The following is a 15,591-nucleotide window of genomic DNA, read 5'->3' on the forward strand; positions in this document are numbered from 1 at the left end:
AACACGGCACGGCGCTGGCGGAAAACCGCTGCTCAGCGGACACCGGCCCGCTTCCGCCGGTCCTTTTTGCCGCGCAGGTCGCGATTAAGGCGGCGGTCGCCGTGGTACAGGATCGACGCCCAGTCGACCTCCTCGGGGGACTTCGGAATGATCTGCGGCGGCGCCGGCGCGGCCGGCCTCGGCTTGACGTAGAGCCAGTTCACCACGCCGAGGAAAATGTCCACGATCGAGTTCCTGATCCCCATGTAGGCGCGGATGGCATAGGCCGCCATGACCGCGTTGAAGGCAGCGAAGGCCGCGTTGGTCCAGTTCTGCTGCATAAAATCGCGGTAGACCGTGAACAGCGAGAACACCACGATCGCGTACGGTGCGATGACGAAGAGCGCCGGTGCGGCCGTGCGGTCCTTGACCTTCGGGGTGCGGGCGAACGGGATCTTGTCGCCGGTCAGCGCCTGCTGCAGCGATTTCATCACTCCGGCAAGGTTCACGGGCATCAGCACGAGGTTGAACCCGTAGATCCGGAAGATGTCACTGAAGCGGTGGCCGGACTCGCGCAGGTCGCTGCCCATGGCCAGGAAGTACGGCAGCGCCGCGGCGAACACCAGGGGGCTCAGCAGCCGGCTGTCGTAGGGGTAGGCCAGCAGGAATAGCAGCCCGAAGCTCGCCCAGGTGAGGGATGCCATGTAGTTGACGCGCAGCATGATTTCGCGTGCCCGGACACCGTTGTCGAGGCCGCGACGGTGCCGGATGGTGTCCCACAGCTTCGGCAGGATCAGCAGTCCGCCGTTGGCCCAGCGGCGGCGCTGCACCACCAGGGAGCCGAAGTCCGGAGGTGTGGCGCTGTAGCTCAGACGCTCGGGATAGTTCACCAAATCCCAACCTTCGCGGCCCAAGTCGACGCTGGATTCGGTGTCTTCAATGACGGTCCGGTCCTGGATGTAGGTCCGGACCTCGAAGCCGCCCTCGGAGGTCACTTCCACAATGTCCTCAAGCGCGATCTTGCGGATAACGGCGTTGGCGCCCACCCAGAAGGTGGCCCCGTACCGGGTCATCCCCTGGTGCTGGATGTGCTGCAGATCGGTGGTGGCTCCGGCGACGCGTTCGATGCGCGTCGGGGCGCCGCGGAACGAGGAGTACGGCGTTTGGGTGACCGCGACCCGTTCGTTGCCGGGGGATTCCAGGAAATGGACCAGGCGCAGGCAGTAGTCCCGCAGCAGCAGAGAATCGGCGTCGAGGGTCAGGACGTAGGTGCTGTCCTCGATCACAAGGTCGTCTGCGGAGGGTTTGACTGCCGGCCGCAGCACCGTCCCGTCGGCCGTCTGTTCCTTCTGCCACCGGTGCCCCATGAGGCTCAGATAGGAGTTCAAGTTCATGGCCTTGTTCGCCTCGTGCGACAGGCTTGCGTACTTCTTGCGCTCGAAGGTCGAAACGCGGGCGTTGAAGATCCAGGTCAGCCGGGCGTAAAGCTCCCGCATGCGTGCCGGCTCGGGCTCGGCACCCTGCGCCTGGGCCGCATACAGGGCAGTCAGGACCAGCCGCAGCTCGCGGGCCAGACCCATCAGCACCAGGTCCACGAAGAATTCATCGACGTGGTCTTCAACCCGCTCCGCCTCGGCCATGCCCTCAAGCCAGCCAGCGGCGTACTCGTACTCCTCGATCAGCGCGGGCAGCTCCCCGCCGGCCTTCCCTTCGCCGGTCCGCCGGTTGAAGGCATCGCTCGCGGCGTTCAAGCGCTCGGACGGCTCCAAGAGCGTCCGGGTGATGCCGGCGGCGAGGTCGCGGGTGGCCTGCAGCCGTTCCTGGTCTTCCGGATCCGTGGGGGACGGCGGGTCGTCGAGCAGGAGGACGACGGACAGGTCGGGGAATTCCTGCAGCGCAGCCGACCACAGCGTGGCCCGGACCACCTGCGGCTCCTCGGCATAGGAGGGGACGAGGACGGTGACCGCGTCCTCGTAATCGGCGAAGTGGCGGTCCAGTTCCCCGCGGGGAACCCTGCGGTGTTCGCGGAAGCGATTAAGGGCGCCTTGCCGGGCCAGCAGGTACATCAGTGCCGAAAAAGTCAGGAATGTTACGACGACGACGTAAGAAACAGCCTCGGCCCGGAAGCGGAACCCCGCCGTCGGATCGTTGATCAGCGCGCGGAGCACCGTGGTCACCACGTAGGCGGCCCACGCCAGCACCGTCACGACGATGCCGATGCGGCCCAGAATGATTTTCCGGCGCGAAGGCTCCGGGTGCACGATAGCCAGCGGTTCCGAGCGTCGCTCCGCGCCCCATTGGCGTTTACGGCTCTTCGTCGCCTGCTCGTCGGCCGTTGTGTCGTCGGGCCGCGGAACGGTCAAGAGGTCAGACATGCATCCCCATCCACATCATGTGCACCCCCAGCGGACACACGTTAGGCCGCCCGTCCCGTCAATTCGGGGTGCGGCCTGCCCTTATACTAAGCGCACGACCCCAAATAACTCGTCCTCCGGCTTCGTCACCTGGCCAGCGGCAGAATATTTGGGCCGCGAGTCCGCGTGCCGGGGTTGGAGCACCACACTTTGACAAGCATTGGGGTATATCTGTGTCGAACCGCTTTCCCGGGCGCCGCCTTTCCAAACTGCGGCTCGGAATTCTTGTATTGGTGCTGGTTGCCCTTACCGGCGGGTCGTATCTGGGGCTCCGCTCATTCCAGGACGCCAACGCGGCGTCCTCGATCCCCTCGGTGTTCTCCGGTTACGTCGATGTGACGGCGACGCCCAGGTTTGCGTTTGAATCCCCGACCAGCCCCGAGGCGAGGGGCGCCGTCCTGTCCTTCATTGTTGCTGACAAGCAGGATCCCTGCGCGCCGACGTGGGGAGCTTTCTACAGCCTTGCCCAGGCCGAAACGGATTTGGACCTGGACCGGCGGATCGCCAGGCTGCGCCAGGTAGGCGGCACGGTCTCCGTGTCATTCGGCGGGTTGAGCAACAACGAACTGGCCGTCGGGTGCACCGACGGCGACAAGCTCACCAGTGCCTACCGTGAAGTGGTCGAACGCTACGACCTGCGCTCGATCGACCTTGACATTGAGGGGGCAGCCCTGTCGGACACGGCGTCCATCGACCGCCGTGCCAAGGCGGTGGCCGCCCTCCAGCAGGACCGCAAGAACAACGGGAAGAGCCTTGAGGTGTGGCTGACCCTCCCGGCGGACCCGGCGGGACTGACGCAGGCGGGGCGGGACCTCGTAACGCGGAACCTCCGTGCCGGCGTCGAACTGGCCGGCGTGAACCTCATGACGATGGACTTCGGCGGCAGCAAAGCTGCCGGCCAGACCATGTACCAGGCCTCCGCCTCCGCGGCCGACGCGGCGCACGAGCAGCTCCAGTCGTTGTTCCACCAAAACGGCGAGGACCTCGGCTCGGACACGGCCTGGCGCAAGCTTGGCATCACTCCCATGATCGGGCAGAACGACATTGCCGGGGAAATCTTTACCCTTGACGACGCTGCCTCACTCAACGCTTACGCCAAATCCAAAGGCGTGGGCCGGGTTTCCATGTGGTCGCTCAACCGCGACCGGACCTGCGGCAGCAACTACCCGGACGTGACCAAGGTTTCCGACAGCTGCAGCGGCGTCAAGCAGGGTGACGCTTCCTTCGCCACCGTCCTGGGCGCCGACGTCATCCCCACGAAGTCGGCCGCAGCGCAGGCGCCCGCCGCCTCCGCCAGCCCGACGGCGACGGCCACGGACGACCCGGCGACCAGCCCCTACCCGGTCTGGAACGAGACCGCGCGCTACGTCGTCGGCGACCGCACGGTGTGGCACGCCAACGTCTACGAAGCCAAGTGGTGGACGCAGGGCGACAGCCCGGACAACCCCGTGGTGCAGGGCGCCGCGGCTCCGTGGAAGCTGATCGGCCCGGTCCTGCCGGGAGACCGGCCCAGCCCGCGTACGACCATTCCGGCCGGCACCTACCCGGATTGGTCCGCCAAGACGGTCTACCAGCGCGGCTCGCGGATCCTGTTCGACGGCTACGCCTTCGAGGCCAAGTGGTGGACTCAGTCCGACAGCCCGCAGGCCATGCTCGAGGGCGCCCCGGATTCCCCGTGGATGAAACTCACCGCCGCCCAGCTCCAGTCACCGCCGGCGACGGCATCCGCGACTCCCACGCCGACGCCGACGCCGACGGCCAAGTAGGCGGCTCTGGGATAGCCCTCGTGTTGTGGGGGCGTCACAGCACGGACGTCAGGAAGGTCCGGGGCGTAGAGCGGAGCGGAGCTGGACCAGTGGCGTGACCTCAGGGTCGGCACCGCCATCGAGGGCCGGGCTCAGCTCAGCGCGATCGCAATCGCCAGGGCGGCCAGCAAAAAGGACAGCGGAACCATGACGAGCTTTTCGGGCTTGCTCTTGGACGCCAGGTTGGGCAGCACGCTGAGCAGCAGACCGAGAATAAGCAGCAGCTGGAACACGGCCAGCGCGCCGAGCAGTGCACAGAAGGCGAGAGGGGCGGCCGGCGTCTTGAGCTGAAGGCTAGCCGTCCGAGCATTCGGTTTGGCGATAACGACACGTCCATGGCCGGTCCCCCGATCCTGTTGGACCGGCCCGTCAGGCGACCAGCCGCGGCGAAGAACGCCTCCGCCAGCCGGATTAGTGGGAGCCGGCCCTGGTCAACGCAGCTTCCAGCAGCTCGATATCGATCCGTGCATGCGTGAGGCCTATGGTGCCCGCCTCCGCCTGGCGCTGCGCGCAGATGGCATCAACAAGCCGCTCATGATCAGCCAGCGCGCGGAGCTCCATCTCGCGCATTCCCTCGGCGAAACCCCAGAGATGGGCTGGCGCGGCGAGCCCGATCTGGGCTTCGAGTTCCAAGAGGATCCGGGTCAGGGTCACGTTGTGGGCGGCTTCGGCGATGGCCATGTGGAGCCGCGCGTCGGCTTTCTGCGAGGCGCTGCCCGATTCGGCCACACGGTAGGCTTCCAGCCGTTCCCGAAGGACGGCTGTATCGACGTCGGTACGGTTCTCCGCTGCTGCTCGGGCGATCGCGCCATGAAGATGGACCATGGCTTCGCAGGTGTCGCGCAATGAGTCCCAGCGGGACGAGAGTGTTCTCTGCACGGAGGCGTTGGACGCCGCCGTCCATTGTTCCCGGACGAACGACCCGCCAGCGCGGCCGCGCTGGGTAGACAGCAGTCCCTGGTCAACCAACCGGCCGATGGCGGCTCGCACCGTCATTCTTCCCACGTGCAAGGACTTGGCCAAATCACGCTCGGATGGCAAGCGCGCGCCCGGCAAGTACTCGCCCACGGCGATCGCTGTGATGAGGCGGTCGGTGATTTCATCGGCCCTGGACATAGCGGCCAGAGGCATGTCCAGCGCCCCCTCGGGACTGTCGTCTTTGCTGTTGCCCATGCCACCAACTTATACATATTCGTAAAAGGTCTTGGAATTAGACCATTAGTACGCGAAGATGATCCTCACGTCCGACCAAAGGATCAACAGTGACAACCCTCACAACCCACCGAATTCCCTTCCGCCAATGGGAGACCTGGGCCGCGCGCTTCACCCCGGACATCCCGGTTCCGGGCGCGCTACCCCTCGTCGTGCTTCACGGCGGTCCGGGCATGGCACACAATTACCTGAAAAGCCTTAAGGCATTGACGGCAACCGGTCGCACCGTCATCCTGTACGACCAGCTGGGCTGCGGAAACAGCTCGCATCTGCCCGACGCTCCGGCGGACTTCTGGGTCCCGCAGTTGTTCGTGGACGAGTTTCTGAACCTCCTCGCGCACTTCCGCCTGGACGATTTCCATCTTCTCGGGCAATCGTGGGGAGGCATGCTGGGCGCGGAAATCGCCGTGCGCCAGCCATCGGGCCTGGCAAGCCTTTCCATCTGCAACTCGCCCGCCTCGATGGGACTCTGGGCAGAGGCCGCCACGGAGCTCAGGGAGCAGTTGCCCCGCGAAGTCCAGGACGCGCTTACGTTCCACGAGGATGCGGGCACGGTGACGACCCCCGAGTACGCCGCTGCGGCTTCGGCGTTCTACGAGCGGCATGTTTGCCGCATCACGCCCCTCCCAGCAGATTTTGAGGAGAGTGTGGCCCAGATGGAGGCCGAACCGACGGTTTACCACACGATGAACGGCCCCAACGAGTTCCATGTCATCGGAACGCTTCGCGACTGGAGCATCATCGACCGACTCCACCGCGTGACCGCTCCGACGTTGGTGGTAGCCGGTGAATTCGACGAGGCAACCCCCGCCACCTGGGAGCCGTTCATCGCCAACATTCCGGATGCCGCCAGCCACGTCTTCCCCGGCGCGAGCCACTGCTCACACCTTGAGCAGCCCGAGGCGTTTCGGAGCGTCATTGCCGCGCACCTGGCCCGCCACGACCACCAAGCAAACTCTTAGCACCCACAACGATTCCCTCACTCCCAGAAAGATTTCGATGGCAAACTCTTCCAGCGCCCCCGAGCTCAGCGCCCAACAGCAACTCGAGGCCTTCGGTTACAAACAGGAACTAAAACGATCGGTATCCACCGCGGACCTCCTCGTCTACGGGCTCGTCTTCATGGTGCCGATCGCACCGTGGGCAATCTTCGGCGTCGTCTACAATGCGGCGGGAGGGATGGTCCCGCTCGTCTACGTGATCGGCCTGGTCGCCATGATCTTCACCGCCCTCGCCTATCAGCAGATGGCAAAGTCCATCCCCCTCGCCGGCTCCGTTTTCTCCTACGTGGGCCGCGGCATCCATCCCACGGCCGGGTTCTTCGCCGGCTGGGCAATACTGCTGGACTACCTTCTTGTCCCTACACTGCTTTACGTGTTCGCGGCCGAGTCGATGGTGGGGATCTTCCCCGATTCACCGCGCTGGCTCTGGGCGCTGATCTTTGTCGCGGTCAACACCGTCGTCAACCTGCTTGGGATCAGCTCAATCAAACGGATGAACCGGATCTTCCTTGCGATTGAACTCATTTTTGTGGTGATCTTCGTCGTCATCGCCGTCAATGCGCTGGCCGGGCACACCGTCCCCGGCGCCGAGCTGACAATGAACCCGATCTGGGACGCGAGCAAGGTCACGGGACCGCTGATCGCCTCCGCGCTGTCCATCGCCGTTTTGAGTTTCCTCGGATTTGACGGCATCTCCACCATGGCAGAGGAAGCCACGGGCGGACGCAACGCCGCCGGGCGGGCCATGATCCTGGCTCTGTTCCTCGTGGCTTTCCTGTTCATCCTGCAGACATGGCTGGCCAGCGCACTGGCGGCGGGCCGCCCCTCCTTCAACGACGACGAGGTCGGCAACGCGTTCTTCACTGTCGTTGAAGCAGCCTCCAACAGCGGCTGGATGACGGCATTCTTTGTGGTGAACGTGCTCGCGATCGGTGTTGCGAACGCCATGGCCGCACAGGCCGCCACCTCGCGGCTGCTGTACTCAATGAGCCGGGACCGTCAACTGCCCAAGTTCCTGTCCCGGATCGACACCCGCCAGGTGCCCCGGAACGCCATCATCCTGGTGTCTGCCATCTCGGCGATTCTCGTACTGTTCTTCGTGGGGCAAATCGACGTCATTTCCGCTCTTGTGAACTTCGGCGCACTGTTCGGGTTCCTGCTGCTGCACCTTTCGGTAATCGTCCACTACGTCGTTCGGAAGAAATCGAAGAACTACCTGCTGCATCTCGTGGTGCCGATCCTGGGCTTCCTGATTATTGGCTATGTGTTGCTGAACGCGGCGCCCGAGGCAAAAATTGGCGGCGCCATCTGGCTGGTCGTGGGCGCTGCAGTCTTCGCATATTACAAATTCACCGGCCGAACCCCGGACCTGGCGGAGAACAACGGCGCCGATCCCGAGCCTGCAATGAGCGGAACGGAGTCCCAGCTGTGAGCCTCATCGCCGATCATTTCCTCGACAAATCCCACGGGAAATTCTCCTTCTCCGCGAACGAGGAGCCCGCACTTCGGATCGCGCCCGGAACGGGAGAACGGATCGCTTTCGAGACGAGCGACGCCGTCTACGCGGAGCTGCACGAACATCACGACCTTGACCGGCTCAGCGTTGGTATCAATCCGATCACCGGACCGGTGTTTGTGGACGGAGCCGAACCGGGAGACGCCCTGATCGTCACCATTCACGAGATCTTGCTCAAAGACTTCGGCTGGTCCGTCAGCCTGCCGGGAACGGGAGCGCTGCGGTACGTGATGGGCGAAAAGATGTTCACCCGGCGGATCCCGATAGACGCGGCCGGCGTGCACGTGACCGACCGGCACGTCTTCGAGGCCCAGCCCATGATCGGTTGCATCGGCACTGCACCGGCCGAGGGGGAGAACTCGACGGTCATGCCCAGCTTCGCCGGGGGCGGCAACATGGACCTCACCGGCTGCCGGCCGGGCTCGAAAGTCTATCTGCCCGTCATGGTGGAGGGCGCCTACCTCTCGATCGGAGACATCCATGCCCTCATGGCGGAGGGGGAATCGTCCTTCGTGGCCATCGAGGCCGAGGGTACCGCCATCATCAGCATTGAACTCGTCAAAGGGATGAATCTTCGCGCCCCTAGGATTGAAACCCGCGAAGACTGGCTTTTCGTCGGTTTGGGCGACCCGGTGCAGGAAAGCATCACCCGTGGCTACGAGGACATGTTCCACTTCCTTGTCACGGACCATGGCTGGCAGCCGGACGACGCCTACGCAGTCCTGAGCGCAGTCGGCGACTCCCGGCTGGGAGGACCAACCGGTTCTTCGGCACCGGATCCTCTCCACCCGTTCACTCCGGTGGGAGCAGTCACGGTTCACCGGCTGCCCAAGAGTGTGCTGCAGCCGTAGTCCTGAACTGCAATACACAAGTTGCTGAGCCTGTCGCGATCCCGCGGCAGGCTCAGCCGCGTTGAGGGCACATGCTCTTTCGCCCAGCAGGTTCGGACAGTCACTGGAAGTCCGCTGTTACTGAACAGGCCGCCCCGTCAGGCGACCAGCCGCGTGTCGAAGAACTCCTCCGCGAGCCGGATCAGGTGGTCAGGGACGTCGGCGTCCTGGCCATGGTCGCCATGGCCGAGTATGACAGCGGTGCCTCGCGCCACACCGGACAAGTCCAGGCCGCAGTCGTACATCAACTGTGCGGCGCGCAGGTTCGCCGGGAGGTTGGTCGTCACACCTTCAGCGTTGAGGTAGACGTGCCAGTTCCCGCGGCTGACTGTTTCAAGGTCTCCGCCCACCAGGCCCTGTAGGGTGCGCTGGTCGGTTTCAATGGTGGCCAGCCGGACAGGTTCGCTGATCCGGGCCGGAATTATCAATGCTGTGTATTTCGTAGTCATTTTGGGTCCGATGTTAATAACACCGGTGACTTTCCCCGTGTTCCCTTAGGGCTCGGGGAGAACGCAAGAGGACGACGGCGGGAAGTTCCCGCCGTCGTCCTCTTCCGTTTGGGTGCCGGTCGCCGGCCGGTCCGGCTGCCGCGTCAGACGGACAGCGGGACTTCCTCCGCCGCGTCGTCGTGAACGGCAGGCTCCGGCTTTGCCGGGCGCATCGCTGCAACGGCGCCGCCGGCCACGAGGACCACTACCCCTACGCCCATGTAGAGCATGGACGCGGTCCAGTGCGCGTCCAGCAGGGCGCCGGTGATGAGCGGGGCGACGATCGCGCCAACGCGGCCGATTCCGATGGCCCAGCCGACGCCGGTGCTCCGGACGGAGGCGCCGTACAGGGCCGGGGTGATGGTGTACATGCCGGCGATGCAGCCGTTGATCAGCATGCCCACGATGCCGCCCGCAACGAACGCCAGGGCAAGGATGCCGGCGGTGGAAATGAACATCACCATGGTGGCGGCAGAGAGGACGGCAAACACGATCATCACCTTGCGGCTGTTCCAGCGGATGGTCAGCAGGCCGTAGAGCAGGGACCCGAAAGTGCCGCCGAGGGTGAGCATGAGGCCGCCGATGACGCCCTGGCTCTCGGTCATGCCGGCGGTGACGAGCAGCCGCGGCGTCCAGCTGTTCACGAAGTAGAACCCGAACATGGTGGCGAAGAAGGCCAGCCAGACGAGTAAGGTGGAGCGGCGGTTGCCGGCGGTGAAGAGTTCGGAGAGCTTGTTCCTGCACTGCGCAACCACGGCGGGGGCGGGGATCTCCGTCACCTCGGCCTGGCCGATCTTACGCGCGATCTTGTTGAGGCGCTCAAGGACGTTGCGGGGACGGCGGTTGGTCAGGAAATCCACCGATTCCGGCAGCAGGACCGCCAGCAGGACCAGGACAACGCCGGTGCAGATGCCGCCGAAGACGAAGACCGAGCGCCAGCCGAAGTTTGCCTGCAGGGACACCGCGGCGGCGCCGCCCAGGGTCGCGCCGATGCCGTAGCCGGCCGTGTAGATGCTGATGGCCAGACCGCGCCACCGCTTGGAGGAGTATTCGCTGGCAATCACGTTGGTGCAGGCCAGGATGCCGCCGATGCCCAGGCCCGTGACTACACGCCAGATGCCCAGCTCCATGGCCGAGTGCGCCAGGGAGGCGAGCAGCATGCCGGCGGTCGCCAGGCCCACCGAGACCAGCACCATCGGCCGGCGGCCGATCACGTCTGCGAAGGGCGCCAGACCCAGGGATCCGATGGCCATGCCGACCAGCCCGGAACTGAGCAGGATGCCCAGCTCGGCACCGCTGAGGCCGAACTCGCGGGTGACACTGTTGGCCGTGAAGGCCATGGCCAGGACGTCGAAGCCGTCGAGGGCGTTGAGGATGATGCACAGTCCGACGATCAGCCATTGGTACAGGGACATGCGGGACGCGTCGATGCGTTCTTGGAGTTGCATGGGACTACTTTCTGGAGGCCGCGGACAGTCCGGGCGGGTACAAAGTTGCGTGCCGAGAGGCAGGGTGCGCCGCTCGGGGGCCAATGCCCGCTGCCGGACCTCGTCGTCGAAGGGCCGGCGGCCGGACAACTATCTATACTGATAGCTAGATGTGGCGTGAGACACAGCGTAACTATGAACATAGTTAGTTGACAAGAGCGTTAGGAAAGTTGGACCCCGGCCGCGCCGTGGCCGGCGGACCCTATCGGAGAGGATCGGTGGCAGGTGAGCCTGCGATACGCATTGCTGGCGCTGCTGACGTCCCAGCCCCTAACGGGCTACGACGTTTTCAAGCACTTCGAACAATCCGTCGGTTACGTGTGGCATGCCCCGGACTCGCAGATCTACCCAGAACTGCGCCGGATGGAAAAGGATGGCCTCCTGCGCGGCGTCGAGGAACCCTGGGGCAAGAAGGGCAAAAAGAAGCGGTACCACATCACCCCGGAGGGGGTTGAGGCGTTCCGCGCATGGATCAACACCACGCTGGACTACACCCGAGAACGCGACCCAATCCACCTCAAGGCGGCATACCTGGAGTGGGCCGAACCGGACGCCGCCCGGGCACAGCTGCGCGCCCACATCGCGTACCACTCGTCCCGCGCGCAGCAGTGGCAGGAGATGATCGCCGCCCTGCAGGACCGGACGAACCCCATCCTGGCCGCCCGCCTCGAAACCGCCCCGGATGCCGACCGGGCCAAGATCGCCGGCTACAAGATTTTTACCTACGAGGGCATGATCGAGCGCGCCAACGCCGAGGTCCACTGGGCCGAGCGCGGCCTGGAGCTGATCGACAAGCTCAACCCTTAGGCCTTGCCACTATCTATCAACATAGTTATGCTGTGACGCAGACCACTACCTATGTAGATAGATATAGCGAAGGAATGACATGACCGCGATGATGCAGTCCGTGAGTTCAACCACCAACAAGGTGCTGGGCTACCCCCTGAACGCCTGGTACGTGGCCGCCTGGGACCACGAGGTGACCCGGAAGCCGATGTCCCGGCGGATCGCTGACCGGCCTCTCGCCCTCTATCGCACCGAGGACGGCAAGGCGGTGGCACTCGCGGACGCCTGCTGGCACCGGCTGGCCCCGCTCTCCATGGGCAAGACACTCGCTGGGGATGCCATCCAGTGCCCGTACCACGGCATCATCTACAACTCCGCCGGCCGCTGCGTCTCCATGCCGGCGCAGGAAACCATCAACCCGAGCGCCACGGTGCCGTCCTTCCCGGTGATCGAACGGTACCGGTACGTCTGGGTCTGGCTGGGCGATCCGACCCAGGCCGACCCCACCCTGGTCCCGGACATGCACCAGATGAGCTCGGAGGAATGGGCCGGCGACGGCGAGACCATCTTTGCCCCGTGCAACTTCCAACTGGTGCTGGACAACCTGATGGACCTCACGCACGAGGAGTTCGTCCACTCCTCCTCGATCGGGCAGGACGAGCTGAGCGAGTCCGATTTCAAAGTCACCCAGGAGGGCAACACCGTCACCGTGTCCCGGTGGATGCTCGACATCGATGCGCCGCCGTTCTGGCTCAAGAACATGCGCGACAAATTCCCGGGCTTCGAGGGCAGGGTGGACCGCTGGCAGATCATCACCTTCCAGTCGCCGTCGACCATCAACATCGACGTCGGCGTCGCCAAGGCAGGCACCGGGGCACCGGAAGGAGACCGCAGCCAGGGCGTAAACGGCTTCGTCATGAACACCATCTCGCCCGAAACCGCCAAGACCTGCCACTACTTCTGGGCCTTCATGCGCAACTACCGGCTCGACAGCCAGCTGATCACCACCCAGCTCCGCAACGGCGTCAACGGCGTCTTCGGCGAGGACGAGGCCATGCTCAAGGCCCAGCAGGAGGCGATCGACGCCAACCCGGACTACGAGTTCTACAACCTCAATATCGACGCCGGCGGCATGTGGGTCCGGAGGCTGATCGAGCGCCAGCTCGCCGCCGAAGGCCGGCTCATCCCCACCGTCTGACCGTCCCGGGCGGGAACCCCGGAGCCACCAAGCCCCAGCGAGAAGTTAGAAGAAAGTCATGGCAGCAAGCAACACAGAGGTCTGGCAGACCGGCACCGTCGTCGAGGCAGAGCCGGTCACCGTGGAAACACGGCGGCTGGTCCTGTCCCAGTCGCTCCCGAAGAAGGCCGAGCCCGGCTCGCACATCGACGTTATGGTCACCATCGACGGGGAACGCCACAAGCGCTCCTACTCCGTGGTCGACTGCAGCGACGACGGCCGGCAGGTGGCGATCAGCGTCTACCGGGCACCGCAATCCCGGGGCGGTTCGATCTTTATGCAGGGCCTGGGGGTCGGGGACCGGCTGGAGATCACCCAGCCGCTGCAGAACTTTCCCCTCCGGGTGGGCGCCCCGCGCTACGTGCTCCTGGCCGGCGGCATTGGCATCACAGCGATGGTCAACATGGCCCGGGTGCTGCGCAACATCAAGGCAGACTACACCCTCGTGTACGCCGGCCGCAGCCGGTCCGCCATGGCCTACCTGCCCCAGCTGGAGGGACTGCACGGCGACAAGCTCCGGGTGCACGTGGATGACGAAGGCACGGCCCTGAAGGTCGACGCGCTGCTGGACGGAGTGGACCCGGAGACAGAGCTCTACATGTGCGGGCCGATCCGGCTGATGGACGCGGTGAAGCGCGGCTGGGACGCACGCGGGCTGAGCGTGCCGAACCTGCGGTACGAGACGTTCGGCAACAGCGGCTGGTTCGACCCGGAGGAATTTGTCGTCCGCGTGCCCCGGCTGGGCGTGGAGACGACCGTCGGGCCCGGCGAGTCCATGCTGGAAGCGCTTGAGGGCGCAGGCGTGGACATGATGTTCGACTGCCGCAAGGGCGAATGCGGCCTCTGCGAAGTCCGGCTGGTGGGCCTGCAGGGCAAGGTGGACCACCGCGATGTGTTCTACAGCGAGCGCCAGCAGCATGCGGCGGCGAAGATGTGCTGCTGCGTTTCCCGGGCCGTCAGCTCCGACACCGGATCGCGGGCGGACGCAACAGGGGAACGCGCCGTCGTCACCATCGACGTGTGACTGCGGGGGCGGCCGCCCTCCTGTGACCAGTCTCACCTGCAATAATCGCCGCCTGGCTTGAGCGGGCCGGCCGGCGCTGTGCATCATAAAAAGGCAGGCAGGGGCGTCAACTCCCCCCGCCGGCACAGCCCCGTTACCCGCTTTGACGCCGCGCGTCCGAAGCGGGGCAGGGGCACCATCCTGGTGGACGCAAGGAGGCCAAACCGGTGAGCTCGCAGAGCTGCCCACGGTCTCAGGTGTTCCTGGGCTGGCCTACGGCGGCTCCGCATCGGTGCGGCGGCCGGACACCCGGATTCAGAAATGGAAGCACTGAACAATGACGTTTGAAACTGCCAACGCTGTCACCCACAAGCTCTGGGACCGCTCCACGATGCACCACGAGCTGGATGCCCTGGTCCACGACCTCTCGGTCCGGCACAACACCGCGAAGTCCGACATCGCGGTCCACGCCAGCGGCCCCAACACCTTCACGCTCAGCCTGAACGGCGCGGCCAGCCTGGATTCGGCCTCCGCCTAGCAGCACCCTTTCAACGCAGGAATGACGACGACGGCGGGAGCTTTCCCGCCGTCGTCGTCGCGTCTCCGGAAGGCTGCCGCCAGCTCAGTCCGGGCGGCTCAGCCGGCCACCGGTCAGGAGAACCTGCCCGGCCGGAAGGTGGCCAGCATAGGGTGCTTCTTCCCGCTCAGGATCTCGCCCGCGAGGAGTTCGCCGGCAATAAGGCCCAGCGTCGCCCCCGAGTGGGTGAAGGCCACGAAGCAGCCAGGCACCTGGCCGAGTTCACCAAAGACCGGTTCGCCGTCGCCGGGGATGGGCTTGTACCCGATCTTCCACGAGGCCGGCTTCAGCTCGGGATGGCCTGCGATCAGCTTGGACGCTTCATCATCAAGTTCCTGGACCACGTCGTCGGGGATGCTGAAGGAACCGTCGGTGTGTTCGGTGATGTGTTCTTCGTACCAGTCATGGTCCAGGGCAAGGGCGTTTCCGGGGTTCGGCCGCACGGCTGCCCGCGGGGTGTTCAGCACGGCCTTCAGTCCGTGGTCCACGGGCTTGGTCAGCACCAGCATGGAGACCGGGGAACCGTTGGGGATGTCGACGCCCAGGGGTGCGACGACGGCGGGTGTCGCGGCGCCGCACGCCACCAGGATGGCGTCCGCAGGGTAGGTGTCGCCGGCGGCCGTCTCCACGCCGCTTGCCCGCCCGGCAGCGACCGTGACGGAGACCTTGCCGGCATTGAGCACAAGTTCCCCGCCCAGCTCGTGGAACTCCTCCATCAGGAACTCCACCAGTTCGGGCAGGCTGACCCATCCCTCGCCGGGGTTGAAGATGGCACTCTCGGGCACGGCGGCCGGGTCGACGCCGGGAACGGCTGAAGCGAGCTGCTCGGGCGCGAGCAGTTTGGAGTTGTAGCCGACTGACGTCTCGTAGTCGTGCCGGGCTTCAGTAACCGCCCGTTGTCCTGCGGCGTTCCACATGAGGCCGCCGCCGAACTGCAGCCAGTCCCGGTCCGGATCCGCAGCGAAGAGGGTCCGGTAGCGGTCCACGCCGGCGACCCGGAGCTGGTGGTACGGGGTGGAACGTTCTCCGGCGGAGTTCAGCCAGGACAGCGAGCGGCCGGTGGCCTCGCTGGCCAGGCCGCGTTCGCTCAGGAGGATCACCGAGGCGCCTTCGCGGAGTAGGTGGACGGCGGTGGAGACACCGAGGATACCGCCGCCAATGACAGCGACGCGTTTGGTTGAGGGCGTGGAGGACAT

The 15,591-nt window shown here is 65.2% G+C and carries 14 protein-coding genes; 8 read left to right on the top strand and 6 right to left on the bottom strand.

All coding sequences use genetic code 11. The features are described from left to right. Positions 1 to 32: 32 nt before the first annotated feature. Positions 33 to 2,354: a glycosyltransferase family 2 protein gene (locus ACUYM2_RS15965; RefSeq protein WP_481600944.1), complete on the bottom strand. Its 2,322-nt coding sequence runs from the start codon at positions 2,352 to 2,354 to the stop codon at positions 33 to 35. 272 nt (positions 2,355 to 2,626) lie between these two features. On the opposite strand from ACUYM2_RS15965, the gene ACUYM2_RS15970 reads away from it, so the two are divergent. Next, positions 2,627 to 4,159 carry a chitinase gene (locus ACUYM2_RS15970; RefSeq protein WP_481600945.1) on the top strand — a complete coding sequence of 511 codons (1,533 nt, stop codon included), beginning with the start codon at positions 2,627 to 2,629 and terminating at the stop codon, positions 4,157 to 4,159. Positions 4,160 to 4,290: 131 nt separating this feature from the next. Here the strand turns inward: ACUYM2_RS15970 and ACUYM2_RS15975 are convergent, their stop codons facing one another. Both ACUYM2_RS15975 and ACUYM2_RS15980 read right to left on the bottom strand, forming a co-directional pair. Next, the gene (locus tag ACUYM2_RS15975; RefSeq protein WP_481600946.1) at positions 4,291 to 4,431 is read right to left on the bottom strand and encodes a hypothetical protein; all 141 of its coding nucleotides are present in this window, start codon (positions 4,429 to 4,431) and stop codon (positions 4,291 to 4,293) included. A gap of 178 nt (positions 4,432 to 4,609) precedes the next feature. Then, positions 4,610 to 5,371, bottom strand: coding sequence for a FadR/GntR family transcriptional regulator (locus ACUYM2_RS15980; protein WP_481600947.1), 762 nt, complete (start codon positions 5,369 to 5,371; stop codon positions 4,610 to 4,612). 89 nt (positions 5,372 to 5,460) lie between these two features. Here ACUYM2_RS15980 and ACUYM2_RS15985 point away from each other — a divergent pair, with 89 nt between their 5' ends. Genes ACUYM2_RS15985 through ACUYM2_RS15995 form a run of 3 tightly spaced genes read left to right on the top strand, consistent with a single transcriptional unit; the run spans position 5,461 to position 8,778 of the window. Continuing rightward, positions 5,461 to 6,372 carry a proline iminopeptidase-family hydrolase gene (locus ACUYM2_RS15985; RefSeq protein ID WP_481600948.1) on the top strand — a complete coding sequence of 304 codons (912 nt, stop codon included), beginning with the start codon at positions 5,461 to 5,463 and terminating at the stop codon, positions 6,370 to 6,372. Between the two features lie 37 nt (positions 6,373 to 6,409). Beyond that, positions 6,410 to 7,843, top strand: a complete 1,434-nt coding sequence (locus tag ACUYM2_RS15990; RefSeq protein WP_481600949.1) for an APC family permease — start codon at positions 6,410 to 6,412, stop codon at positions 7,841 to 7,843. Continuing rightward, positions 7,840 to 8,778: an acetamidase/formamidase family protein gene (locus ACUYM2_RS15995; RefSeq protein ID WP_481600950.1), complete on the top strand. Its 939-nt coding sequence runs from the start codon at positions 7,840 to 7,842 to the stop codon at positions 8,776 to 8,778. Before ACUYM2_RS15990 ends, ACUYM2_RS15995 begins: the two co-directional genes overlap by 4 nt. Before the next feature lie 137 nt (positions 8,779 to 8,915). Here the strand turns inward: ACUYM2_RS15995 and ACUYM2_RS16000 are convergent, their stop codons facing one another. Together ACUYM2_RS16000 and ACUYM2_RS16005 are read right to left on the bottom strand one after the other, a co-directional pair. Further along, positions 8,916 to 9,266: a DUF3846 domain-containing protein gene (locus tag ACUYM2_RS16000; protein ID WP_481600951.1), complete on the bottom strand. Its 351-nt coding sequence runs from the start codon at positions 9,264 to 9,266 to the stop codon at positions 8,916 to 8,918. 143 nt (positions 9,267 to 9,409) lie between these two features. Next, positions 9,410 to 10,753, bottom strand: coding sequence for an MFS transporter (locus ACUYM2_RS16005; protein WP_481600952.1), 1,344 nt, complete (start codon positions 10,751 to 10,753; stop codon positions 9,410 to 9,412). A gap of 264 nt (positions 10,754 to 11,017) precedes the next feature. On the opposite strand from ACUYM2_RS16005, the gene ACUYM2_RS16010 reads away from it, so the two are divergent. The 4 genes from ACUYM2_RS16010 to ACUYM2_RS16025 all read left to right on the top strand — a co-directional run bounded on the left by ACUYM2_RS16010 (position 11,018) and on the right by ACUYM2_RS16025 (position 14,356). Beyond that, positions 11,018 to 11,599, top strand: coding sequence for a helix-turn-helix transcriptional regulator (locus ACUYM2_RS16010; protein ID WP_481600953.1), 582 nt, complete (start codon positions 11,018 to 11,020; stop codon positions 11,597 to 11,599). A gap of 79 nt (positions 11,600 to 11,678) precedes the next feature. Continuing rightward, positions 11,679 to 12,776: an aromatic ring-hydroxylating oxygenase subunit alpha gene (locus ACUYM2_RS16015; RefSeq protein WP_481600954.1), complete on the top strand. Its 1,098-nt coding sequence runs from the start codon at positions 11,679 to 11,681 to the stop codon at positions 12,774 to 12,776. Positions 12,777 to 12,834: 58 nt separating this feature from the next. Continuing rightward, positions 12,835 to 13,839: a PDR/VanB family oxidoreductase gene (locus ACUYM2_RS16020; protein ID WP_481600955.1), complete on the top strand. Its 1,005-nt coding sequence runs from the start codon at positions 12,835 to 12,837 to the stop codon at positions 13,837 to 13,839. 316 nt (positions 13,840 to 14,155) lie between these two features. Further along, on the top strand, positions 14,156 to 14,356 hold the full coding sequence (locus tag ACUYM2_RS16025) for a hypothetical protein (RefSeq protein ID WP_481600956.1): 201 nt from the start codon (positions 14,156 to 14,158) through the stop codon (positions 14,354 to 14,356). A gap of 113 nt (positions 14,357 to 14,469) precedes the next feature. On the opposite strand, the gene ACUYM2_RS16030 is transcribed toward ACUYM2_RS16025, so the two are convergent. After that, entirely contained in the window at positions 14,470 to 15,591 is a 1,122-nt protein-coding gene (locus ACUYM2_RS16030) for an NAD(P)/FAD-dependent oxidoreductase (protein ID WP_481600957.1), read from the bottom strand.

Source organism: Arthrobacter sp. SD1074B, from assembly GCF_056780195.1.